19 protein-coding genes are annotated in these 24,230 nt (G+C 35.1%); 8 read left to right on the forward strand and 11 right to left on the reverse strand.

The annotated features are described in order from the left end of the window. Positions 1–523: 523 nt before the first annotated feature. The 5 genes from panP to ACPUVN_RS13965 all read right to left on the reverse strand — a co-directional run bounded on the left by panP (position 524) and on the right by ACPUVN_RS13965 (position 5,405). The gene (panP, locus tag ACPUVN_RS13945) at positions 524–2,155 is read right to left on the reverse strand and encodes a pyridoxal-dependent aspartate 1-decarboxylase PanP (RefSeq protein ID WP_426369269.1); all 1,632 of its coding nucleotides are present in this window, start codon (positions 2,153–2,155) and stop codon (positions 524–526) included. A 412-nt stretch (positions 2,156–2,567) separates the two neighbouring features. Then, positions 2,568–3,266: a tRNA (guanine(46)-N(7))-methyltransferase TrmB gene (gene trmB / locus ACPUVN_RS13950; RefSeq protein ID WP_426359725.1), complete on the reverse strand. Its 699-nt coding sequence runs from the start codon at positions 3,264–3,266 to the stop codon at positions 2,568–2,570. Beyond that, positions 3,266–4,039 carry an ABC transporter permease gene (locus ACPUVN_RS13955; RefSeq protein WP_426369270.1) on the reverse strand — a complete coding sequence of 258 codons (774 nt, stop codon included), beginning with the start codon at positions 4,037–4,039 and terminating at the stop codon, positions 3,266–3,268. The genes trmB and ACPUVN_RS13955 overlap by 1 nt, the downstream gene beginning before the upstream one ends. A gap of 1 nt (position 4,040) precedes the next feature. Next, positions 4,041–4,985 carry an ABC transporter ATP-binding protein gene (locus ACPUVN_RS13960; RefSeq protein ID WP_426369271.1) on the reverse strand — a complete coding sequence of 315 codons (945 nt, stop codon included), beginning with the start codon at positions 4,983–4,985 and terminating at the stop codon, positions 4,041–4,043. 78 nt (positions 4,986–5,063) lie between these two features. Further along, positions 5,064–5,405, reverse strand: a complete 342-nt coding sequence (locus ACPUVN_RS13965; protein WP_426369272.1) for a DUF2956 domain-containing protein — start codon at positions 5,403–5,405, stop codon at positions 5,064–5,066. A gap of 288 nt (positions 5,406–5,693) precedes the next feature. On the opposite strand from ACPUVN_RS13965, the gene ACPUVN_RS13970 reads away from it, so the two are divergent. Continuing rightward, positions 5,694–6,299, forward strand: coding sequence for an NUDIX domain-containing protein (locus ACPUVN_RS13970; RefSeq protein WP_426359721.1), 606 nt, complete (start codon positions 5,694–5,696; stop codon positions 6,297–6,299). A gap of 131 nt (positions 6,300–6,430) precedes the next feature. Here the strand turns inward: ACPUVN_RS13970 and ACPUVN_RS13975 are convergent, their stop codons facing one another. From ACPUVN_RS13975 to ACPUVN_RS13990, 4 genes are all read right to left on the reverse strand, one after another. Then, a complete protein-coding gene (locus ACPUVN_RS13975) occupies positions 6,431–9,175 on the reverse strand; it encodes a TonB-dependent receptor (protein ID WP_426359720.1) in 2,745 nt (914 codons plus the stop codon). Positions 9,176–9,504: 329 nt separating this feature from the next. Continuing rightward, positions 9,505–10,101, reverse strand: coding sequence for a TlpA family protein disulfide reductase (locus ACPUVN_RS13980; protein ID WP_426359719.1), 597 nt, complete (start codon positions 10,099–10,101; stop codon positions 9,505–9,507). Further along, the gene (locus ACPUVN_RS13985; protein ID WP_426359718.1) at positions 10,094–12,220 is read right to left on the reverse strand and encodes a glycoside hydrolase family 36 protein; all 2,127 of its coding nucleotides are present in this window, start codon (positions 12,218–12,220) and stop codon (positions 10,094–10,096) included. The genes ACPUVN_RS13980 and ACPUVN_RS13985 overlap by 8 nt, the downstream gene beginning before the upstream one ends. Before the next feature lie 76 nt (positions 12,221–12,296). Continuing rightward, positions 12,297–13,436 (reverse strand): amidohydrolase family protein, encoded by a 1,140-nt coding sequence (locus tag ACPUVN_RS13990; protein WP_426369273.1) that lies wholly within the window; start codon positions 13,434–13,436, stop codon positions 12,297–12,299. Between the two features lie 252 nt (positions 13,437–13,688). On the opposite strand from ACPUVN_RS13990, the gene ACPUVN_RS13995 reads away from it, so the two are divergent. The 4 genes from ACPUVN_RS13995 to ACPUVN_RS14010 are packed head-to-tail and all read left to right on the forward strand — an operon-like array spanning position 13,689 to position 18,114. After that, on the forward strand, positions 13,689–14,972 hold the full coding sequence (locus tag ACPUVN_RS13995; protein ID WP_426359716.1) for a D-tagatose-bisphosphate aldolase, class II, non-catalytic subunit: 1,284 nt from the start codon (positions 13,689–13,691) through the stop codon (positions 14,970–14,972). A gap of 16 nt (positions 14,973–14,988) precedes the next feature. Beyond that, the gene (locus ACPUVN_RS14000) at positions 14,989–16,146 is read left to right on the forward strand and encodes an SIS domain-containing protein (RefSeq protein WP_426369274.1); all 1,158 of its coding nucleotides are present in this window, start codon (positions 14,989–14,991) and stop codon (positions 16,144–16,146) included. 38 nt (positions 16,147–16,184) lie between these two features. Next, complete coding sequence (locus ACPUVN_RS14005) at positions 16,185–17,144, forward strand: N-acetylglucosamine kinase (RefSeq protein WP_426369275.1); 960 nt, start codon at positions 16,185–16,187, stop codon at positions 17,142–17,144. Positions 17,145–17,190: 46 nt separating this feature from the next. Then, entirely contained in the window at positions 17,191–18,114 is a 924-nt protein-coding gene (locus ACPUVN_RS14010) for a DMT family transporter (RefSeq protein WP_426369276.1), read from the forward strand. 205 nt (positions 18,115–18,319) lie between these two features. On the opposite strand, the gene ACPUVN_RS14015 is transcribed toward ACPUVN_RS14010, so the two are convergent. Further along, on the reverse strand, positions 18,320–19,255 hold the full coding sequence (locus tag ACPUVN_RS14015; protein WP_426369277.1) for a LysR substrate-binding domain-containing protein: 936 nt from the start codon (positions 19,253–19,255) through the stop codon (positions 18,320–18,322). A 143-nt stretch (positions 19,256–19,398) separates the two neighbouring features. Here ACPUVN_RS14015 and ACPUVN_RS14020 point away from each other — a divergent pair, with 143 nt between their 5' ends. Continuing rightward, complete coding sequence (locus tag ACPUVN_RS14020; RefSeq protein WP_426369278.1) at positions 19,399–20,427, forward strand: zinc-binding alcohol dehydrogenase family protein; 1,029 nt, start codon at positions 19,399–19,401, stop codon at positions 20,425–20,427. A gap of 132 nt (positions 20,428–20,559) precedes the next feature. On the opposite strand, the gene ACPUVN_RS14025 is transcribed toward ACPUVN_RS14020, so the two are convergent. Beyond that, on the reverse strand, positions 20,560–21,846 hold the full coding sequence (locus ACPUVN_RS14025; RefSeq protein ID WP_426359710.1) for a glycoside hydrolase family 27 protein: 1,287 nt from the start codon (positions 21,844–21,846) through the stop codon (positions 20,560–20,562). A gap of 418 nt (positions 21,847–22,264) precedes the next feature. Here ACPUVN_RS14025 and agaR point away from each other — a divergent pair, with 418 nt between their 5' ends. Together agaR and ACPUVN_RS14035 are read left to right on the forward strand one after the other, a co-directional pair. Next, positions 22,265–23,041 (forward strand): transcriptional repressor AgaR, encoded by a 777-nt coding sequence (agaR, locus tag ACPUVN_RS14030; RefSeq protein WP_426359709.1) that lies wholly within the window; start codon positions 22,265–22,267, stop codon positions 23,039–23,041. Between the two features lie 534 nt (positions 23,042–23,575). Then, complete coding sequence (locus ACPUVN_RS14035; protein ID WP_426359708.1) at positions 23,576–24,229, forward strand: response regulator; 654 nt, start codon at positions 23,576–23,578, stop codon at positions 24,227–24,229. The last annotated feature ends 1 nt before the right edge of the window (position 24,230 follow it).

A 24,230-nucleotide genomic window follows, 5' to 3' on the forward strand; every position in this document is an offset into this window, starting at 1 on the left:
TTATGAAACCACAACGAAAGATCAACGAAAGCAGAGCTACTAGTGTCATTTAATAAATTCAAATTATAAAACCGTATAAACATATCCAATATAAAAACATAAACGATTGATATTAAATAAATTTCAAATACCTCACTTATTTTTCAGGCATAAGATTTCGCTGATTTCATGATGAAACCAGTTAAAAAAATTCATGTAATAATAAATGATCAAACATGAAATTATTTTTGATCAGGCGAATAAAGTAGTGAGTATTTTGTCATCAAATACAAATAACATGAATTTGAAATGTCGGTGCAAGCAATTATGCTTTGTAGGGATATGAGGTATCTGAGTGTAGCGTGAATATAACGTATGGTTCGATATGTAAAATCGACTCGTTAGCTCAGTCGTCAGATGATAACTAAGCGATACCTACAGCGATTAATCTATAAATTCTGTGCCTTTAGGCTACAACTAATAGTTATAGCCAAAAGAATAAACTCAGATTAATGGATGGCTTGATTGTAAATATGGAAACGAATTAACTACAAATGCGTAATAATTCAGGTAAGAAGTCTTTACTTTCGTTGGCTAAAACACATTGTTCTGCAAGAATAGATTGTAGAATTTCTTCTGATGTTAACGGATTAGCTAATACCACTCTAAACACTAAAATCTTGTTGCCTTGATAGCGCGATACTTCAATACGTGTTCTAGAAACAAATGACTTACCATTTTCACGTTGACGCTTTTGAATAAACTTAGTGAGTTTATGCAATAAATTATTAATTTCATCTTGTTGGTCAACAGTCGCTGTTGCAAGGTATTGCTGTACAACTTTAGGCACGTAACGATAAGTTAATAAACAAAGTTCTGGCCGTGTGATCAGTTCAAAATCATCATGCATATCAATACTATTAGCAAAGTAGTTCGCTTTATCGATACTCTGATTGATTAGCATTTCATAACCTTGTCGGCTAATAACATGCAAACTTGCATAAACTAACATTGCCATACCTGGACGAGATCCTTCAAGGGTATGACTACCTAAATCTTTTGAACCTTTACGTAAAATATATTCAGCATGATGTTCAATTGAAGAAACAGAACCTGGATTTTTGAAAACAACTAAACCAGCTCCCATAGGAATATACATTTGCTTGTGAGCATCGATAGTAACTGAGTCAGCTCGTTCAATGCCTTTAAGAATAGAACGATGTTTATTAGATAGTAATGTTGCTCCGCCCCATGCAGCATCCACATGAAGGTTACAGCTAAATTCTTCAGCTATATCAGCCATAGCATCTAATGGGTCAACATTACCTGTTTCAGTTGTTCCTGCAACACCGACAATACTTAATACTTTAATATTTTTTTCAGCAAGCTCTTGGCACTTTTCACGTAGCTTGTCGCAATCAATTTTATTAAACTCGTCGGTTGGAATTTTTATAACGCTTTCTTCACCAATACCTAAAATGTCAGCAGATTTTTTAAGTGAGTAATGACCTCGTTCAGAAACCAGTATCGCTAAACCTTTATAACCGTAATGCATTAACGCATTAAACAATCCTGCTTTAGCAATACCTTTAAAGTCGCCATCCGCTTTTAATAAATTATTGCGAGCAACCCATAAAGCCGTAATGTTTGCGACTGTACCACCTGAACAAAACGCACCTAACGAATGATTAGGACTGTGCATCCACTGGTCGTAAAAAGCTTCATTATCTTGATAAACAAGTCTGTGCATCATGCCCAGTACTTGTCGTTCAAGTGGGGTAAATGCTTTAGAGGTTTCAACTTTTACAAGGTTTTGATTTAACCCAACCATCAATTTAGACAGAGGTAAAATGAAGTAAGGCAATGCAGACGTCATATGCCCGATAAAGCTAGGGCTTGAGGTATGAACAGATTGAGAAACCAGTTTATCTAATAAATGGCGCATGTGATCAGACACAAAACTAGGATCTTCTGGAATAGCAGAAGTTGCAAAGTCTTTTTCTATATCGGCTAATGCTTTATTAGACGCAGCGATATGATTACCAAGAAATCCCGCAAGGTTTTGCGACATCTCTTTTTCAATAGAGCCTAAGGTTGAATTAGGCGCTTCTGGAATGGTAAAAATTCTATGTAAAGCTTCTGGAGTCGCTTTAGCTTTGCGCTTGTTAGTTTTCATACTTATCACTTACAACAACCTATCAATATAATAGGTGGGTTATTTTTATTATTGCGGCACTTTAATAAAAATTAACTGAAAAGTCTCTTCTTTTATAAGTAATGATTACGCTAAAGCCCGAGATATATAGATAAAACTAAGTTCTAAAGCTAAAACACCTATCAAAGAAAAGGCTAAAACTTGGGTTTTAATTTTGCGGATCATAAGTGAAGTCCTATTTTTTATTATTTATATAAAATAGGTATCAATATTCAGACCAAAATTAAACAACTGATATTATTAAATAAAATAAAATATCATTTTGTGTTTTTATAAAAACGAGGTCAATTACACTAATAATTGGAGTTTTTCACATTCCACAAACAAAAAGTAAAGTGAGCATTTAAGGTCGCCCACTTAGCTTTTATTTGTCTTAAGAATTAATTTGAATCGTTAATTGAAAACATTCTTGCTGACTAGCAAGATATTTAGCTTCAAACGGCGTTAATGGTTCAATATCGTTAACTGTTGAAAACTCACCCTTCAAGTTAAGTAAAGATACCGCGAAGTTAAACTCTTCAAGATACAAACGCCAATTACTGCGTAAGATCATGGTATGGCCTATTTTCAACATATCAGGAAATACTGCACTACCATGCCAACGACGCTGCACATGTTTAGATTTAGGCCAAGGATTAGGATACAAAACATAATGTTGTGTAACAGGCCATTCAGCGGCTAATACTAAGCGATAAAAGTCATTCAAGTCTGCACGAATTAAATAGAAGTTATCAACCTTTTGGCAACTATCTTCATCCACTAATTCATCAACATTGCGATTAATCCGATTAGCCGACTTATCTACACCTATCACTAACGCATTAGGGTTTCGTTTCGCAAGTAACCGTGTACTTTGCCCAACACCACAGCATGAGTCTAAAATGATCTCGCCATCAAAGGCTTGTACCACTTTATCTATTTCAGCAAAAGCATCTTGTGTATGTTGCTGATAAGGTTTTTTAAATGGGTGCTTTATATGCTTTAAAACAATCTCTTCAAGCTTTTCATGTATGCCTTCTTGATTAGTAATAATCGCTTTAGAGTCGCCCATTTTATTCATTTGCTCAGTCATTAAGTACGTAACCCTACGCCTTTTGTAATTAACACCATGGCTAATGTATATAAAACCACAATAAATAAACCTAAAACTGAAAAGGCAATCGTTAAACTCACATCAGTAATACCTAAAAAACCGTATCTGAATGCATTAACCATATAAACAATAGGATTAGCATGTGATACTCCTTGCCAAAAATCTGGCAACAAACTGATAGAGTAAAACACACCGCCAAGATACGTTAACGGCGTTAAAATAAAGGTAGGAATAATAGAGATATCATCAAAGCTTGAAGCAAATATCGCATTAATTAAGCCTCCTAAAGAGAAGGTAGCAGACGTTAAAAAAACCGTAGCAATGATCACCCAAATATTATGAATTTGAATATCCACAAAAAATAATGAAACCAAAGTAACAATCAAGCCCACTAAAATACCACGTGCCATTCCGCCGCCAACATAGCCAGCAACAATTACCCAGTTAGGTACAGGCGCAACCAGCATTTCTTCAATGTTATGCTGCCATTTGGCACTATAGAAAGATGACGCAACATTCGAGTACGAATTAGTAATAACACTCATCATGATCAAGCCAGGTACGATAAACGACATGTAATCAAAGCCGCCCATTTGCCCGATTCTAGAACCAATCAATTCGCCAAAAATAACAAAATATAAACTAATAGTAATGGCTGGTGGTACAAGGGTTTGTATCCAAATACGCATAAAACGATGGACTTCTTTATGCAAAATACTTTTTAATGCGATAGCGTTAACTGAAGAACTCATCTTATTTCTCCTCTACAGAATCGTGAGACTGATTAATCATATTGACAAAAAGCTCTTCTAAACGGTTACTCTTATTACGCATACTTTTCACATTAATGCCTAAATCAGTTAATTGAGTAAATATTTGATTCATCGTTTGCGACTTGTCTATATCTACTTCTAATGTGCACTCACCCACTAAGCGACTAACAAACCCGGTAAGCTCTATTGATGAATGATCAGTTAAATCTTTGCTATCTAAATCTAAAATAAAGGTTTCAACATTCAGCGAAGCTAATAACGATTTCATATCGGTATTTTTCACAATAATGCCTTTGTCGATAATCGCGATGTTACGACACAACATTTCAGCTTCTTCTAAATAATGAGTCGTTAGAATAATCGTAATACCTTGTTGATTCAGCTCTTTTAGAAACTCCCACATAGAACGACGCAGCTCTATATCTACGCCAGCAGTTGGTTCATCTAAAATCAAAATTTTAGGTTCATGCATTAACGCACGCGCTATCATCAAACGTCTTTTCATACCGCCAGAAAGCATACGTGAAGCGTTATCTCTTTTATCCCATAAATCTAGCTTCTTTAAGTACTTTTCAGCACGTTCATGAGCTGTTTTACGATCAACACCGTAGTAACCCGCTTGATTCACTAATATTCTCATTAACGATTCAAACTGATTAAAGTTAAATTCTTGTGGTACTAAACCAATAAAAGACTTTGCTGCTTCAAGTTCGGTATCAATGTTTTTACCAAAAACACTCACAGAGCCAGATGTTTTATTTACTAACGAAGTAATAATACCAATGGATGTTGACTTACCTGCCCCGTTTGGACCAAGTAGCGCAAAAAAATCACCTTCGTTTACAGTTAAATCAATCCCTTTGAGTGCTTCAAAACCACCTTTATAAATTTTCTTTAAGTTAGATATTTCTAACGCTTTACGCATAATAAAATCCTGATTAGCAATAGGGTTGTTCGATATAGTATGGTGTAATAAATTGGGTATTTTGTTCTATTTACAAGTTTATCGAGTAAAATATAAAACAAATAAAAACCAACTCATAATAAGCAAACCCCATGGAAGAACGATAAACATAGCGCTTTTATTTGGAGATTGAAATTCATCTTGTTCCGACTGCTCATCAGAATCATTATCTCCTGCAGTATTTTTTATTTTTAACTGCTGCTTGCGTTGCTTATCACGTTCTCTGGCTTTTGCTTTTTGTTGTTTTTTATATTCACTTATGCCCTTTTCAATACCTTGAGCAATCAACTTAGTTTGCTCTTTTGTTTGACCCTGCTTTTGAATAGATTTCGCAACTTTAAGAGCGTCTTCTTGGGTTTCTTTTGAGGAATTTTGGTTCATAAATTGTTACAGTTAATGTGAATAAAAATAATAGCGATTAATCGCAGTATTATACTGTTTTTATCTGGATAATGCTTGCCAGATATCAGCCTTAATTTAGATGAAAATACACTAAGCTATAAAGCTTCTCATAAATTAACGCTTATAGTGGTCATGTACGTTAAGAGTAAAAGACCCTGCATTAAAAGAAAGATTAAAATAAGTTTATGTTTGATAGTCTTTATTCCTAACCTTTGATCCACGTATAATACCCACATACGCACTAATAAATTAACACTGAGAGTTATAATGAAGAAACATCAAGAGCACATTGTTTGTATTAAATCCGAGAAAGTAAAACACCGTGAACACGGCTTTGTTGATTACAAACTTAATAACAGTGATCTTATGCTTGGTCAAAGAGCAACGCTTGAAAAAGATGATGATTTCCGTCAGTTGTTACCTATTTCAATCTTTACTCATAAAGGTAAAGTTTGGGCTTACGAACGTACGTCTAAAGGCGGAGAAAGCCGTTTACATAACAAAATCGCCGTTGCTGTAGGTGGTCATTGGGATTTAGAAGATTTAGTTATTGAGAACAGCGTAATCGATCTTGAGCAATCACTCGCTAATACTATGGCACGTGAACTTGAAGAAGAAGTTAACCTTACTTCATCTATCGTAAAAACTATTGAGCTTGAAAAAAAGGTGTGTGCTGATGACACTGAAGTTGATCGTGTACATTTAGCGGTTGTTTATGTGCATGAACTTGATGGTGAAGGCATCGAGTCTTGTGAAGACCAATTAAAAACGGTTGGTTTTCTTTCACCTAAAGAATTACTTTCAGGCGATTATAATATTGAAGCTTGGGCGCGTATTATTTGTGAAATACTTGTAGAAAAAGAACTTGCGTAAAACCAAGTAGCACCAACTAACTACCCAAAAAATTAAGAAAAAAGCTGATAATAGAAATATTATCAGCTTTTTTTATTTATAAATTTACAGCTTCAAATCAAAGCACTACAAACTAATGTAGTGTTTAATCATTAAAACGTATAACGAGCACCAAATTTAAGAGTACGACCATAAACTTGGATTGAACCAGGTATGTCACTACGCCCTTGGAATGTGCGGTTAGATTCATCTAAAAGGTTGTTACCTTCGATAAATAACTGTGCATCTTCAGTAATGTTATAGTTAAATGATGCAGTAACGATAGACACCTCTTCACCAGTCGTTTGGTAATCATCACCTAGCGGACTAAATGAGTCTGAAACATAATCACCCGTATAATCTAAAGAAATCTGTGTACTGATTTTATCTTTCTCATAAATTAATGATAATGAGTAAGACGTATCAGCTACACCCGTTAACGGACCAGCACTTTCACCATCAACTACAGTGCTTGAGTCGGTATAAGCATAACTTGCAGTAACACCAAAACCATTATCAAAGAATTTTTGGATAGCGATTTCAATACCCTTTACTTTAGCTGAATCACCGTTAATAGGTTGCGTAATAGTAAAGTTTTCACCAGCAATCATTCTATTTGTAGTATTTGTTGTGATAAAGCCATCTAACTCTTTTAAGAAAATAGAACCACTAAGTAAACTACCTTCTGAGAAATACCATTCAAGCGCTAAATCAAATTGGTCTGCAAATACAGGTTCAATTGCTGCGTTACCACTGATGTCCATTGTGAATAAGCCTGATTGAGCATTATCAGTAGTTAAAGGTGCCATTTGATCAAGTGTTGGACGAGATAATGATTGTCCTGCACCTACTCTTAGTAATAAGTCTTCTTGTAAAAACATCCCAAAGTTCAAGCTAGGTAGAAGTTTATTATAACTACCATCAGCGCTTTGAGCTGATCCATCTGAATACAATACATCCCATGAAGGGTTAGCCGTATTTGCATCTACAATTTGAATAGATAATATTTCGTTAACCGCATAAGACGCAGTAACGTCAGTGCTGATATAACGCGCACCAATATTACCAAACCAATTATCACCTTCTAAGTTAACTTGAAAATAAGCAGCGGTAGTATCTTCTGTAATGTCATATGAATTTACAGGGTTAAATCTAGGTTCCCATAATTCAGATTCATTCTCACCAAATGTTCTAGTATCACCTTTATAGTCGGTAATAGTTTGCCCATCAGATGCAGCTAAACCAGCCTTGTAATCAGGGATACTAAAAATAGGAAATGAACGTGGAATATCAGCACCATCGCCATCGAAAAAATTATCGAACGGGAACGCGCGAACTACATCAACACCTACTTCAGCAAAAGTGAATGGGTAACCACAATAATTACAAGCACCATCAACACCAGAGAAGTTATCAAAAGCTTCGTTAGTTTTCTCTCTACTTGTATAAGCAAAGCCAAAATCAACACTCATTATATAATCGTGATCTAATTCCCATTCTGCATCAAAAGTATAGCCAGTTACCGTATCTTCAATATCACTACCGCTACGTTCAGCATAATGAGGAGAAAAGTCTTCATTACCAAAGTCATCAGATGAACGACCTTCAGTAAATGTTGGTACATAACTCGGTAATCCACCTTCATTTAAATCATATCTGCCACTATGCGCGCCTGGAGCACCAGCAACTACAAAGGTATCTTTACCACCTGAATCACGAGAAGAATTTGAACGATAAATGTCAGCCGATATTGTTAATGCATCAGTCACCATGTATTCAGCATTTAATGCAAATAAGCTTGTATCAACGGTACGGTGCTCATCTAATGTTAAAACTTCCATTGTAACGTCAGAAACATCCATGCCCGTTACAACGTTACCATCTAACGTTAGATTTGAAAGGCGATTTTGAGCTTCACTTTCATCTACTAGATAGAAAGATTGAGCAAAACCTGTTGAATTAGCTTCTAATTTAGTAAGTAGTATATCGGCAGTTAGTTCTAAACGATCATTTGGTCGCCATTGTAAGGTAGAAGTAAAACCAGTACGTTCAAACTCTTTAGCGTATGAACCAATCGCGTATGAACCTGGCATAACTAGATTTTGTTCATCAGCCGTTATATTGCCATCATTGTTAACGTCATACTCAATTTCATCATTCACACCGAAGAAGAAATTATCAAGCATATCATCAGCTCTGTCGGTACCTTTCGAAGAACTGAAACCAACGATTACACCAAAAGTATCATCAGCAAATGTGTTGCTGATTACGCCATTAAACTTAGTGCCTGTTTCTTCTGAAAAATCATTATAGTCACCCGTAAGTGATACAGCACCTTGCATGCCTGGGTTATCAAGTGGACGGGCTGACTTAAGATTAACAGCACCACCAATACTACCTTCAATGTTTTTTGACTGAACTGTTTTCCAAACATCAGCACCACTGATCATTTCTGATGGAATAACATCAAACGCAAAGTTTCTTCCGCCATCATCAGTTGCCAGTATGCGATTATTAAGGGTTACGATTGTAAATTCTGGACCTAAACCACGAATATTAACGTATTGAGCTTCACCACCGCGCGTTCTACTAACAGTAAGACCAGGAATATGAGAAAGTGAATCAGCTACGTTATCATCAGGAAAACGGCCTAATTCTTCAGCCGCAATAGAATCTACTAATGACTTAGCGTCTTTTTTATTCGCTAAAGATTCCGTTAAACTACTTCTTACGCCCACAACCTGAATAACTTCAGTTTCACCTGTAGGAACAACTTCTTCTGCTACCGCATTACTTGCAGACATCAAAATCGCAGCGGACAATATTGTGCGTTTAAATTGGTTCTTTGTAATTATCATTTTTTCACCCTCAATGTTCATTTTAAATATAAATTTAATTTGATTATCTGTCGTCAGAATTTTTTATTTGAAACATTTTATTAACAGAACACAACGAAGCATAATGAAAGCAAAAAGAAAAGTAAATAGACGAAAACGAAATATAGCAAACAAAAACGGAATCACTTGAAAAATAGGAGCTAACAATATGATATACATACAGTTTAAATAAATTCACCTATAATACACTGTACAAACAAAACACAGAAAGTGAAACTTGAACGATTGAACAAGTTTCACTTAAATGAGAGTTATATACTTTTTATAAATACAATTTAACTATTTGAGATTTATTCCACTTCAGAAAGGGCTTTATCAACAACAGCTTCGATAAAGTTAATATCTGATTTTTTAAAGCCTTTATGTATTAACTGTACCTTGCCATTAGCATCAATAATATAAGCGGTTGGTAAGCCGTTAACCTTGTATTGTTTACCGACTATGCCGTGAATATCAGATACAACGGGATAATCAATATTCACTTGCTTGATAAATTGAGCGGCTAAGAGTAAATCCTCATCAAGATTAATAGCAATAACTTCAAAGCCAGCATCTTTATGGGTATTACGTAAATCGTTGAGTAATGGCATAGAAACTACACAAGGTCCGCACCATGAAGCCCAAAAGTCTATGTATAACACCTTCCCTTTGTAATCACTCAAACGTAGTTTTGGTGAAGACTCAGGTAAATGACCATGTGTGTGACCTGCTACCTCTAATAAACTTTCATCATCAAGAATAGATGTTTGTAATAAAGAGAGTTCAAACTCTGCATTAAATGTATCAAGCATGTTACGTACACTTGCCGAATGAACAGAGTAAGATAAACATCCTAATAGCATAACTAGGGCAAGTTTATGCCCTAGTGTATAGTTACGATTAATCAAGACGTTTAGCTTCTATTAATAAATGTTGCTTGAAGTTAACGTTATGTTTAACTGTAGTGTCTTCAACATTCACTGTGCCTAAATCTATGTTATTAACGTAATCAACAAGTTGATATTTGCCCTTTTCTAGGCCTCTTAACTCAACTTCGCCATTCCACTCTTCAGCGTAAAAAGCAAAATATATATCGTTATCCTTAGCAATAGCATGTGTTTCAGGCTTGTCGTAAGCAATATCGTATAGCGCACCTAAATAAACACCTTTTGATAACATTTTTTCTTTATAAATATCGATCCAATGTGCAAAAGACTTTTCTTTTTCTGCTGTTAATACAAAACCTAATTCAGGATGCTTATCTTTAGGCCAAGTAAATTTAGTACCTACAACAGCGCCTATACCTACAGAAGAAGCAAAATCGCTTGCATCATCACTAAGTTCAACATGATCACCGTAGTAAGGCGACGACTCCCCCATTAAGCCTTTTAAAGTTTTACCTTTAAGGCGTATCTGCCATGAAGATAAAGGATCTGAGCTTACTGATTGATTCATGTAAGCCATGTTATGAAATGCATATGAAGTACCACAAGGGCAAATTTCTACAATCGACTCTTTATCGATCTCTTGAGCTGTTTCGTAGATCATTTTCCAATAATCTTGAAGCTTTTCGGTAGATTCTTCAGGTCGTGCATGATTATGTTTAGGGTTGTAACAAGGCGGAACACCGTTTAAGTGTTGACCATCAATTTTTAACCCTGAGTAACCCCATTCACCCATGATTTTTTTAACTAAGCTTTTGCTGTGTTGAATGGTTTTTTCATATGCTGGACATAAATAGAAACTGTTCCACCATGTAACATCTACTACAGCGCCATTCTCGTCTAAAAGTAGCATGTCGGAATGTTCATGTAATAAGTCAGTGCCCGGATCAACAGCTAATGGTGCCCACCATAATTTTGCTTTTAAACCTGCATCATTAATTTGCTTCACAAAGTCTTTCATATCAGCATCCCCTTTAGGGAATTTCTCAGGGTGTAAATACCAATCACCCTCTGCTGTTTGCCAACCATCGTCTAATACTGCCCATTCAAGACCTAACTCTTTAGCTTTAGGTAAGGTGGCAAGAATCTCTTCTACGTTAAAGCCACGTTCATAACCCCATGCACACCATACAGCTTCGTAACTTGAGTCTGGGAACTCTGGCGCTTTTAACCCTTTTAGTGCCATAACTTCACGATAAGTTACTAAGGTTTGGTAATAATCTTTTTGATGAACATTTACAAAAGTATTAAACGTATCAAAGCTTTCATTTGGTTCTAAACGAAACACGCGATCATAATCAACTGAAATATCAACACCAGTTTGCATTTCATGATATTTAACAGGTAACGATACTAATTTAGGGGTTATTTCAACATGACCAACAGCTAAACCAACATCTTTACGCCAAACATCACTAATCGCTGTACCACTACCGTAATCGCTTGAATTCATACCCATGTAATTTTCTTGATGAAAACCAGAAGCTATTGGTAATACCCAGTCGCGTCTATCTTCATAAGATGCACCTTGATACGACCAAAATGCGACAGGATTTGAAGCATTATTTTTAGTAAAAGCATTCGTTAGATTCGTATCAATTAATTGATACGCATTGTTTTTCCAATTGGTTATTTTTAACAATTGTGAACTGGTGTTTTTATAAGTTACTTTAAATAAAACAAGCGATGGAAACTTATCATAAGTGGTGGTAACAAGTTTTTTCTGTAGCCCTTCTGTAGATTGACCAATAAGTGTAAGTTCTTGACCTTTACCTATATCATCTTTCACATCAATAAGCTGATGTTCTACATAGGTGAAATCTTTTATTTGTTTGTCATCTAGCGTTACATATTCACTTGCGTTAAAGCCTGTTAAAGCCAAACTTTTATTATCATAGTTTGATGTAATTCGACTATGTAATAGTTGATCAAATTCAATCGTAATATCAGTATTAGCTATAGCAATTAGATTCTTATCTTCACTGGTGTTGCTTTTTTGACTTGTCATCTGAGTACACGAAAACAATAAAGCACTCAGTAATATAAACATACTATTTATATATTTAGGTTGGGTTCGGCTCATAATATCTCTTCATTTTTAGTTAGTCTGAATTAAAAGGTATGGTTGTTCTTTTTTACTTAATACCAAGTTGATTAACTTATTCTTTAAATGCGTTTTTATAAGTTTTTAACGCATTTGTTTCGTAAATTTTATTGATGATTTTTTTAGGTAAATGAAGTCCTTTAAAATTACCTTCAACTTCAATAGTGGTCATCTCATTAGCACTTGTTAAGTATTCCCAATCTGAGCGCCATCTTTTTTCAACATCACTCGCAAAGCTTTTAGCAGATGATTCACTTATTGGTTCTTGAGGTTGATGAGTTAAATCTGTCGCATAAAGTAATCGGTCTTGATACTTGATAAAGAAGTTTCTTACCTTGTTATAGCCACGCTTTGATTGATATTGAATTTGTCCCATACGGGCTGCCATATCTACAGTAGCTAATGGAAACCTATCAAGAAATTTCGCTAATTCGTCAACACTCCATTCAATACTCGCCAAATGGGCACCTACAAAATTCAGCTTAGGGTAGTTTGATAAAACTTCATTTCTTATGTGCATATGATCTTCGTAACTTGGTAGTTCAGGATGTAAGTACATATGGTATTGAGGATGATTAGTGAAATATTGCTGATCATTAGTTACTGTCATTTCTGATACTGGTAACCAACAATTTTTAGGCTCAGCTTGATGACCAATAAGCGGTACACCCTGATCTGATAAAAAGTTGAATATAGGAGTAAGTTTAGAATTATTAAGCTGAATTAACGCATTATTCTTATCACGAAAATCCATTCCAATGTTTTTCCAAACCTTTACCGCCACAGCGCCTTTATCAAAACTACTTTTAAGAGACGTTATCACATTACTCCCCCATTGCTCATCGTTCCAATCTCTCATTGAGAAGGTACTGGCAAAGGCTAAAACGTTAGGATGCTGTGCTTTAAACTCTGTCGTTATAGCTAATTGCTTATCAATGCCAGGGAAATCAGGATAATCAACATTTATACTAAGTAACTTAAAATTGTTTTTTATTGCTAACTCAATAAATGCGCTATTACTACTATTTGTATGTACGTGAGCATCAATTTTATTAACCGCTAAAAAATCATTCAAACTATAAAATTCTTCAGCAGCATAAGCAGGATTAATAGCCATCAACCCGGTTGCTGTACTTAAAGCTAAGGTCTTTATTCCCCAGGATTTGAGTCGTTGTGCAATTTTCATAATATTCATTCCCATCTCGTATTTATTATTGCACCAATCTACAACGAAACAAATTGAAATACAATGAACTTATTTTAGTTATAAAAACCTATCTAAAAAACAACTAGATACACACAAAGCAATCAAAAAACACTTACATCAAACAACAAAAACAATAAAACGAAACAAATAAGCATTTACCAATGACTTTTTTTGTTTCATAATGATCGAAACATTGAAACTCACACCTAAACAAAGTGAAACGAATTTAAGGCCAAAAGAATGAAAGCAATACTCGATATAGTGAAAAAGCATAAAGAGGGAGTTCCTTTAGGTATTTATTCTGTGTGTTCAGCACATCCTCTAGTAATACAAGCTGCTTTAGAGCTTGCATTAACAACTGATACATATGCCTTAATAGAAGCAACATCGAATCAAGTAAATCAAGATGGTGGCTATACAGGCATGCAACCTGCCGACTTTAGAGAGCTAGTTTTTACTATTGCAGATAAAGTTAAATTACCGAGAGATAAAATAATTTTAGGTGGCGATCATTTAGGTCCAAATTGCTGGCAGAGCCTTACAGCAGAAGTTGCTATGCAAAAATCAGAAATACTTATTGCAGAATATGTGAAAGCTGGTTTTAAGAAGATTCATTTAGATTGTTCAATGTCTTGCTCTGATGATCCTATTCCATTAAGTGACGAAACAGTTGCTGGTCGTGCCGCAAAATTATGTCAAATAGCTGAAAAAGCATGGAAAGAAACTGGCGGCGAAGCACCTGTATATATTATAGGAACTGAAGTTCCTGTTCCGGGCGGCGCTACAGAAGAATTAGATGAACTTGAAGTAACCTCTCCAGATGCAGCAAAACAAACCATTTTGGCTCATAAAACAGTGTTTGATGCTCATGGTCTTGAGGCCGTTTGGCCTAGAATTGTCGCATTAGTTGTTCAACCTGGTGTAGAGTTTGATCATCATAAAGTGATTGATTATCAAGATACTAAAGCTAAAGAATTAAGTGAGTTTATTAATAGCCAGCCTCATATGATCTTCGAAGCTCATTCAACAGATTATCAAACAGAAAATAACTTAAGCAATTTAGTACGCGATCATTTCGCTATTTTAAAAGTTGGTCCTGGTGTTACCTTTGCGCTTCGTGAAGCTTTATGGGCATTAGATCAAATTGAACAAGAATGGTTAGCGGCAGACCAAACGTCTAACTTGAAAGCAACAATGAAAAAGGTAATGAAAGACTTACCTAAATATTGGCAGCCTTATTATACCAGTGAAGGCCAACAGTTAGAGCTTGATTGTCAATATAGCTTAAGTGATCGTGTTCGTTATTACTGGCCTCAAACTCAGGTATTAAACGCTTATAAAGTGATGTCTGATAATTTTGAAAACAAGTCAGTACCATTAACATTATTAAGCCAATACTTGCCGCTTCAATACCAAGCAGTAAGAGCGGGTGAAATTACAGCAACAGTAGAAAAAATAGTTATTCATCATATTAACGCAGTACTTAAGCAATACTTAAATGCATGTAGACCTGCCAACGTTTAAACAGTAAGGAAAGTAAATGAAATATTTAGATATTAGCGAAGAAAAGCTAACGACACTCGGCGGGTTTTGGACTGCAAAAGAAATTAGCCAACAACCAACATCTTGGTTAAATGCACAAGGAATCATTGAAAAAAATGCAAGTACAATAGAGGCATTTTTAGCACCTTTGATTGCCGATAGTGATTTACGTATCATCCTCACAGGTGCTGGTACTTCAGCTTTTGCTGGTGGTAGCATTGCTCCTGCATTATCAGAAAAATTAAATCGCACCGTAGAAGCTATAGCCACTACAGATATCGTATCTAATCCTTCACAATTTTTATTAAAAGATAAGCCAACATTAGTTGTATCTTTTGCTCGTTCAGGTAATAGCCCTGAAAGCGTAACAGCCGTTGAAATTGCGTCAGAATTAGTAACAAACTGTTATCACTTAGTTGTTACTTGTAACGAATCAGGCCTTTTATTTAAGCACTGTCAAAACAACGATAAATGTTTAGCTATACTGATGCCTGCAGAAACAAACGATCAAAGCTTTGCTATGACATCTAGTTTCACATCAATGATGTTTACAGCACTAACTGTACTAACAAAAAATGAAGACTTAGCTAAAAATGCTCAATTGATTGGTGATTCTGCACAACAAGTCATTAATCAATACAATGATTTATTAAAATCGATGGCGAATAGAAAATACAGCCGAGTAGTATTTTTAGGTAGTGGTGGTTTAAAAGCATTAGCTGAAGAGTCAGCGTTAAAGTTACTTGAATTAACTGACGGACAAACGGTTGCCGTTTATGATTCTCCTTTAGGTTTCCGTCATGGTCCTAAAACCATAGTAAATAGCGATACTTTAGTCGTTATTTACATGTCTAACGACAGCTACACAAGAAAGTATGATCTTGATTTATTAGCAGAATTACGCAATGACGGTGAAGTAGGACAAGTTGTTGCTATTACCACTCAAAAAGATGCCAGTATTGATGGCGATCATATCTTTATTAATCATGATGCTGCATTAACAGATAGCTTATTAATTTTCCCATACATTGTCTGTGCTCAAATTTATGCTTTTCATCATGCATTAGCACTTCAAAACAAACCAGATACGCCAAGTGTTTCTGGTACAGTAAACCGTGTTGTTCAAGGCGTGATCATTCATCCATTGAATGCATAAGTTTTAGCGCTAAGTTACAAAAGAAAAAGGAAAAACAGATGTATTTAGGTATAGACGGTGGTGGTACAAAAACAGCTTTTATCATCATTGATAAAGCAGGAAAAGTACTCGCGCAACATGAGGAAACCACTTCGTATTATATCGAAATAGGTTTGGACGGTTTAAAAACATTACTCGTTAACGGCGTAATTAAAACACTGATAAAAGCAAAATTATCAGCTGACCAAATAGATTACGCCTTTTTCGGGTTACCCGCTTATGGTGAAGATAGCCAAGTAATTGATCAAATAACCGCTATTCCATCTGAACTGTTTCCTATTAGTAAATACATTTGCGGTAACGACATGATACCCGGTTGGGCATCTGCATTAGGCTGTAAAAATGGTATTAACATTGTTGCTGGAACAGGTTCAATAGCTTACGGCGAGTTTAATGGTACTCAAGCTCGTTGTGGTGGTTGGGGTGAAGTGTTTAGTGATGAAGGTTCTGCTTATTGGGTGGCAAAATTAGGTCTTGAAGCTTTTACTCGTATGAGTGACGGCAGACTTGAACAAGGACCTCTTTATACGTTAATTAAATCTCATTTTAACTTAACTAACGATCTTGATATTTGTGGTGTAGTTTTAAATCAATGGCAAGCATCAAGAAGTAAAATAGCCCAGTTATCGGTCATTGTTGCGGATGCCGCTTTAGCTGGAGATACAACGGCTTTAGCTATTTTTGATAAAGCTGCACAAGAACTAACATTAATTATTGAAAGCACACGTAAACAGCTTGGATATAAAGAAGATGAAGAAGTTATAGTGTCATACTCTGGCGGTGTTTTTAATGCCAAAGATTTGATCCTAAAACCTTTAAATAAATACTTATCTGAAGCAGTCGGTTGCTTTACATTAGTAAAACCTAAATACCAACCTGTTATTGGCTCTGCACTTTACGCAGCCAAGTTAAATGGTCATCAATTTTCATCTGATGATTTAACAGCATTAGAAAATTAAGCCAAATAACTTAAACAGATTTACATAATAAATATAAGGGTAAGTAATGAGCTCAGCAGATAATAATCTAGAAGGATCTATACATTCTTCAAAAGGAAAAAGCAGTAAATATAGTTGGTTAACATTTTCAATATTAACCATCGTATTATGGGGGACTTGGGGCGCATTAATATCAATTCCTGAAGGAAATAACTTCCCTGCTGAACTAGGTTTTATTATGTGGGCATTGTCTATGGGAGTTACGGCTTTTTTTGCTTTAAAGTCAGCTAACTTTAAATTAGATAAAAGTGCGTTTTCAATCATTTTTGGTTCTATTATCGGATTATTAGGTGGTATTGGGCAGTTAATTTTATATTCTGGGGCTATCGCCAATGGTCCCGCTTATTTAATCTTTCCTATTATTGCACTTGCCCCCGTTGTTACTATTTTAATGTCATTAGTTTTGCTAAAAGAGCGAGCTGGCAAAAAGGGCTGGATTGGTATTGCATTGGCACTTATTGCTGTACCTTTTTTAAATTATTCTGAACCTGGTGCTGGCGCTGAATATTCTGGTTGGTTTCTGTATGCATTATTAGTATTTCTTGCTTGGGGTGTTCAAGGTTACTTTATCAAATATGCTAATGAAAAAATTGCCGCTGAAAGTATCTTCTTTTATATGGCACTAACCAGCTTATTATTATGTCCTATCGCATGGTTTATGGTGGACTCTCCAGCTTCTGCAAATTGGAATTGGGACGGTGCTGGTTTAGCTTTTGCTATTGGCTTATTAAACTCTTTTGGTGCCCTATTCTTAGTATTTGCTTTTAGATACGGCAAAGCTATTGTCGTTAGCCCGTTGGTTAATTGCTTACCGCCAATCATTACCAGTATTTTATCATTAATTATGTTGTCTGTTCTGCCTGCACCTATTGTTGCTATTGGTATGTTAATCGCCTTAGTTTCAGCTTACTTCTTAGCTTTTGATAATTAACTCAACACTCACCTGCTTGTTTAAAGTTAACTCCCCCCGGTTAACGAGATTTAGCCCAAATAACTTGGGTTAGATCGCCTCATTAGTTTTATTTTTATTTCGTGAACAACCAATAAAATAACTTTACTCCCCTGATGTAAAATAGAAGAAACAAGCGTTAAACAAAGGTGAATAATATGTCTAATATGTCTAATATTACAGAATATTAGACAATATCCTTTTTATCTAACAACCCTTGGTTTACTAATCGCGTGAGAATAACAGCACACTTTTCTTTAAAAACATCTCTTAGTAATCGTACAACAGGCGTTATAGATTGTTTGCTAGGACACACTAACCATAATTCTGTCATAGTCGTTTTATATTCAGGCATAACTTTCACAAGACGCCCAGACAAAAGATCCTCAGAGATGTCTAAACAAGACTTAAACGCCAAACCTTTACCATCAACACACCAACGCCTCACTAAATCACCGTCGTTGGAAGCCCGATTGCCCAGCACTCTTATTTTGAATTCTTCTTCTTCGCGCGTAAAACGCCATGTATCGTTTACGACATCTTTAAGTTGATAAAACAATCCATTATGCTCAGCTAGATCGTGGGGATGTTTTGGTGTTCCATTTTTCTCTAAATACTCTGGTGCTGCACATAACAGCCGAGGCACATTACAAATTTTAAACCCGTAAAGATTTGAATCCGATGGATAGCCATAACGTAAGGCAATATCAATCGAGTCTCGGTATAGATCAATATTGCTGTCACTAATACTTAATTTTAAATTAACTTTAGGGTGAGCTTCTAAAAACTCATCAAGCCATACTGCTGCTAAGTTACGACCAAAATCTGACGATGAAGCAATACGCAGTTCGCCATCTATTACATCAAGATCATCACGCATATTCTTTTTAGCTTGATCTAGTGTTAAGAGTGCTTGCTGACATTGAGGAATATACCGTTCTCCAGCACTTGAAAGTCTTAACTGTCGAGTTGTTCTAACAAACAAATCTTTACCTAAAGCTTTTTCTACACGTTTAATCGCTGCACTAGCTGTCGCCGTTTGCATGTTTAAACTTTTAGCTGCCGCGGTGATGCCTTTAAACTCAGCTACTTTTAATACAACCTGTAAATCTTCTAACAGCATATTGTCAAATTATTTTTGATAATGTTCTAATTATTATGCTGTTTATCTTTGTTAAATGAAACCCTATTATGTTGTCATGAGTTACACATTGAATAACAAAATTTTAAATTAACCATTTAAATAACTTTATTGGAGTTACACCTATGAAAGCTGTTGGATATAAAGAATCGTTACCTATTAATGAAGCTGAATCGTTAATGAATATTGAATTACCGCAACCAAAAGCTACAGGTCGCGATATTTTGGTAAAAGTAAATGCGATAGCTGTAAACCCTGTTGATTATAAAATTAGAACACGAATGTCAGCGGAAGAAGGTGAATATAAAGTACTTGGTTGGGATGCTGTTGGTGAAGTATTTGAGAAAGGCGATCAAGCATCTAAATTTGAAATTGGTGATAAAGTTTATTATGCAGGCGCTCTAGCTCGTCAAGGTAGTAATGCAGAATATCAATTAGTAGATGAGCGTATTGTTGGCTTTAAACCAAAAAGCTTGTCTGATGTAGAAGCAGCGGCTTTACCTTTAACAACAATTACTGCGTACGAACTTTTGTTTGAACATTTAGCTATTAAACAGCAAGAAGCAGGTTCAAATGCTAAATCTAATGAAGTTATTTTAGTCGTAGGCGCTGCAGGTGGTGTTGGTTCTATTCTTATTCAATTAGCAAAAGCAATTACAGGAGCTACCGTTATCGCGACAGCTTCTCGTGAAAGCTCACAGGCTTGGGTTAAAGAATTAGGCGCTGATTATGTGGTAGATCATACTAAGCCATTAAAACCTCAAATAGATGTATTAAATATTGGTTCTGTAACTCATGTAGCAAGTTTGAATGGTACAGGTAGCTACTTTGATAGCTATATAGAACTACTCGTTCCGTTTGGTAAAATTGCCTTAATTGACGATCCTTCAGAAAGCTTAGATGTAATGAAGCTTAAATTGAAAAGTTTATCTCTTCATATTGAATTTATGTTTGCACGTGCGATGTTTGACGCGAGTGATATTGAAGAGCAAAGCCACTTACTTAATAAAGTAGCAGACCTTATTGATAAAGGTTTTGTAAAAACAACTGTAGGTAAAAGCTTAGGAACGATTAATGCAGAAAATCTTAAACTAGCACATAAAGAATTAGAAGCAGGAAATTCGATAGGTAAAATTGTTTTAGAAGGCTTCTAACCAATATTAAGCGAATATCTCGTTAAATAATCACTAATATATGGCTGTTCGACGAAGACACATAGGCTAAAAAATAAAGGCACGATTAACTTATACTGTTAATCGTGCCTTTTAGTATTAGACGTTAAAAGGTTAGTTTAGGTAAACTCTTAACATAACGGCTTGATGTGAGATAACCTCGGCTTCATAACTTTTTGGAAATTCGCCCATATCTTTATGTTTCCATAAATCTCTAACGCTAACTTTATCTGATTTCAGTCCGAGATCTTCAATCCAGTTAACCGATATAACTTCCGTTTCGCTACCTCGATTTAACATAGCAATTCCCCAACTTCCGTCAGACATTTCTTTAGCTAAAATATGAATGTTTCCAACTTTCTTTATGGTTTTTGCTTGTTTACCTAAAGGGTCTTGATTTAACGCGATCACTTCTTTGTTGGTAAGTGTTTCTAAAGTATAAGCATCTAAATTACGTACATCAGTACCTGTTAATAAAGGTGAAGATAAAATAGACCACAAACTAAAGTGTGTTCTGTATTCAATGTTTGATGCGCCAGCACCAACAAGCTCTTTGCTTTTCCCATTAAGACCAACAATCAACATATCGAAATCATTCCACTGACCTGGCATGTTGTATCCATCAAGTCCTTCACCACGATCCAGCATATCTAATACATCAAAATAGTAACCTTCTCTATTTTCTGGAAAATCAAAATCATCAGAAATGTCTTGTCCTACTCGCCAGTGATTAGCGCCTATATCACCTGCCCATTCCCATATATCAGTCCAACCACAATGACAGGCGTGTAAAACGATATCTTTAGGATTATCAATAAGCGGTTTCGACATTTTATAAAATACTTCTTGTACTTCACTTTTACTCGATTTTTCATGAGAACAACACGCATCATATTTCAAATGATCAACATCCCACGAAGCAAACATATCAGCATCTTGTTTTTCGTGACCTTGGCTACCAGCATAACCCGCGCAAGTTGTTTCACCAGGACCTGAGTAGATCCCTAACTTCATACCTTTTTTATGCGCATATTCAGATAAGTACTTAATACCACGTGGAAACTTTTCTTTATCGTAATCCAAAGGTTTGTTTGTTCGCTTACCTTTATCTTGTTGCCAACCATCGTCTAAGTTGACATAAATATAACCTGCATCTCTCATACCGTTTTCAACCATAACGTCTATGGTTTCAATAATCAGTTGCTCATTAATTTCAACGCCGAACTGGTTCCAACTACTCCATCCCATAGGTGGTGTTTTAGCCAAACCATTATTAAGCTTTTCAAAGGCAAAGGTGTTTTCTTTGGCTGACGCTAGTTGAACTTGTCCTACCAAAAAGGTCATAGACAACGCCAAAACAGTAAGTAGTTTAAAAGTACGCGAACAGGTTATAAATTTCATATATTTTCCTAACAATAGGTGTAAAGAGTTTTAACTATGATCAAACAACTAAAACATAGTAAATGAAATAATCGAAAGGGTAAAGAGAAAACAAAAAGAAACATAACAAAACACACAGGTGGTTTTTAGTTAAAATATATAAGTGAGATTAGCAAAATAAATTCGTACTTATATTGATTTTAAATACCAGAATATTCTTATAAAACAGATAAATATAAATAACATTCTATTTTAAAAAATTAGATAAAATGCAAACATGAGTGAATTATTTATGGCTTATATACCACTTACTATATTTTTAGTTACAGTTACTCATTATTTTTGCAATATTCGCCTAAATCATATTAAAAGTTTCACTTCAATGTTTCGCCTGTTACAATAATGACCAGATAATTAAATGTATTTAGAGAAATAATTAATGCGAGATACAAGCGCTAGACGTAAAAAAATCATTGGTCTACTTAATGAAAATGGTAGTGTGCAAGTACAGCAACTATCTAATCTCTTTAATATTTCAACCGTTAGCATCCGAAAAGATTTAAAATTTTTAGAACAACGTGGTGTGGTAACACGTACATATGGCGGCGCTTTTTTAAATTCAGAAAGTAGTGAAACAACTGAAACTAACATTCATTTAAAAGAAAAACTTAATGTTGATAGTAAGTGTAAAATTGCACAAGCTGCTGCTGATATGATCTGTGAAGGTGATTCGATAATTCTTGATTCAGGTACAACGACTAAAAGAATTGCCGAACAGCTAGCCGACAAAGAAAATATTACGGTTATCACTAACGATTTAAATGCGATTAATTCTATTACTAATTATCCGAATGTTGAATTAGTGGTGTTGGGTGGTACATTGCGTCGTAAAAGTATGTATTTCCATGGCACACAAGCAGAAAAAACCTTAAAAGAATTACATGCTGACAAGCTATTTTTAGGCGTTGATGGCTTTCACATGGATAAAGGCATAACCACACACTTTGAAGCAGAAGCAACGCTAAACAGAATTATGTGTAGCGCGGCAAGTGAAGTTATTGTTGTTGCCGACTCATCAAAATTTAATAAAGTGTGTTTATATAAAATTATCGAACCATCAAATGTGAGTAAACTAATAACAGACTCAGGTATTTCTGCTGAATTTAAAGAAAGCCTGATTAACATTGGTATCGAAGTGATAGTGGTTGATCAATAAATATTTGCATGTCAGATTAAGTTATTTATTTAGAATATTACAGCTATCTACAATCTTTCACATAATGATTTAGATAGCTTAAACCCTTACTATATTTTCACATCAATAGCCTTTAAACTTTGCTTTCATCCTGTTTTAATTAAGCATTCTCATTATCACGGATCAAAATACCAACCTTTACTATTATTCCCTCTGACACTGCTATAGTATTCGCCCTCGTGTTATACCAAATTGATTAATTAACTACTCATTTTTAATGGTTAAAATTAATAAGACTACGTTATAAAATTTATAAGTAGAATAACTACTTACTAAGTTTTATGTCTTGTAATTATCCATTTTTCCCATGCAAGAATAGCTCGTTTAATTAATCAATTAGTATTACTAACGAACATAAAAATATAACTATAAAATCTTACCTCGAATAATTATTTAAAACGATACGAGCAGTTTCTCTTTATTATGCTAAAGTCTAATAAAGATTTTTCGTTAATTCATTTATACTTAATAAACTATATCCTAAGGAATATTCTTATGATTCAGCCAGAAAAAATTATAATAGCTGATGACCATCCTTTATTTAGACAAGCTTTATTGGGGACTTTAAAATCAAAATTTATTGATACCGCTTGGCTAGAGGCACAAACAATACCTGAACTTGAACAACAATTGACGAGTCACAGCGACAGCGATTTGCTTTTGCTTGATTTGAACATACCTGGTGCTCATGGTTTTAATACCTTGATACATGTACGAAATCATTTTCCACAAATACCTGTGGTGATTGTTTCTGCGCATGAAGATCAAGAAACCATCAGTAAATCAATGGAGTTTGGCGCTGCAGGTTTCATTCCAAAATCAACACCTGTTGACCTTATTTTTACGGCGATTCAACAAGTGTTATTTGGAAATGTATGGGTTCCAGAAGCTTTTCAAGCGCTTGAAAATGATCATGAAAGTACAGATATATCAACACGTGTTGCAAGTTTAACTCAGCAACAATATAAAATTTTGTTGATGTTTGCCCAAGGCTTACTAAACAAGCAAATAGCTTACGACTTACATGTTTCTGAGGCGACAATAAAAGCGCACGCAACAGCAATTTTTCGCAAGTTAAATGTACGTAATCGCACACAAGCGGTTATCGCGATCAGTCAATTAGATATTGCAGAAGTTAACCTTAAATAAT

It is taken from the genome of Pseudocolwellia antarctica, assembly GCF_049933045.1.
Taxonomy (GTDB): Bacteria; Pseudomonadota; Gammaproteobacteria; order Enterobacterales; family Alteromonadaceae; genus Pseudocolwellia.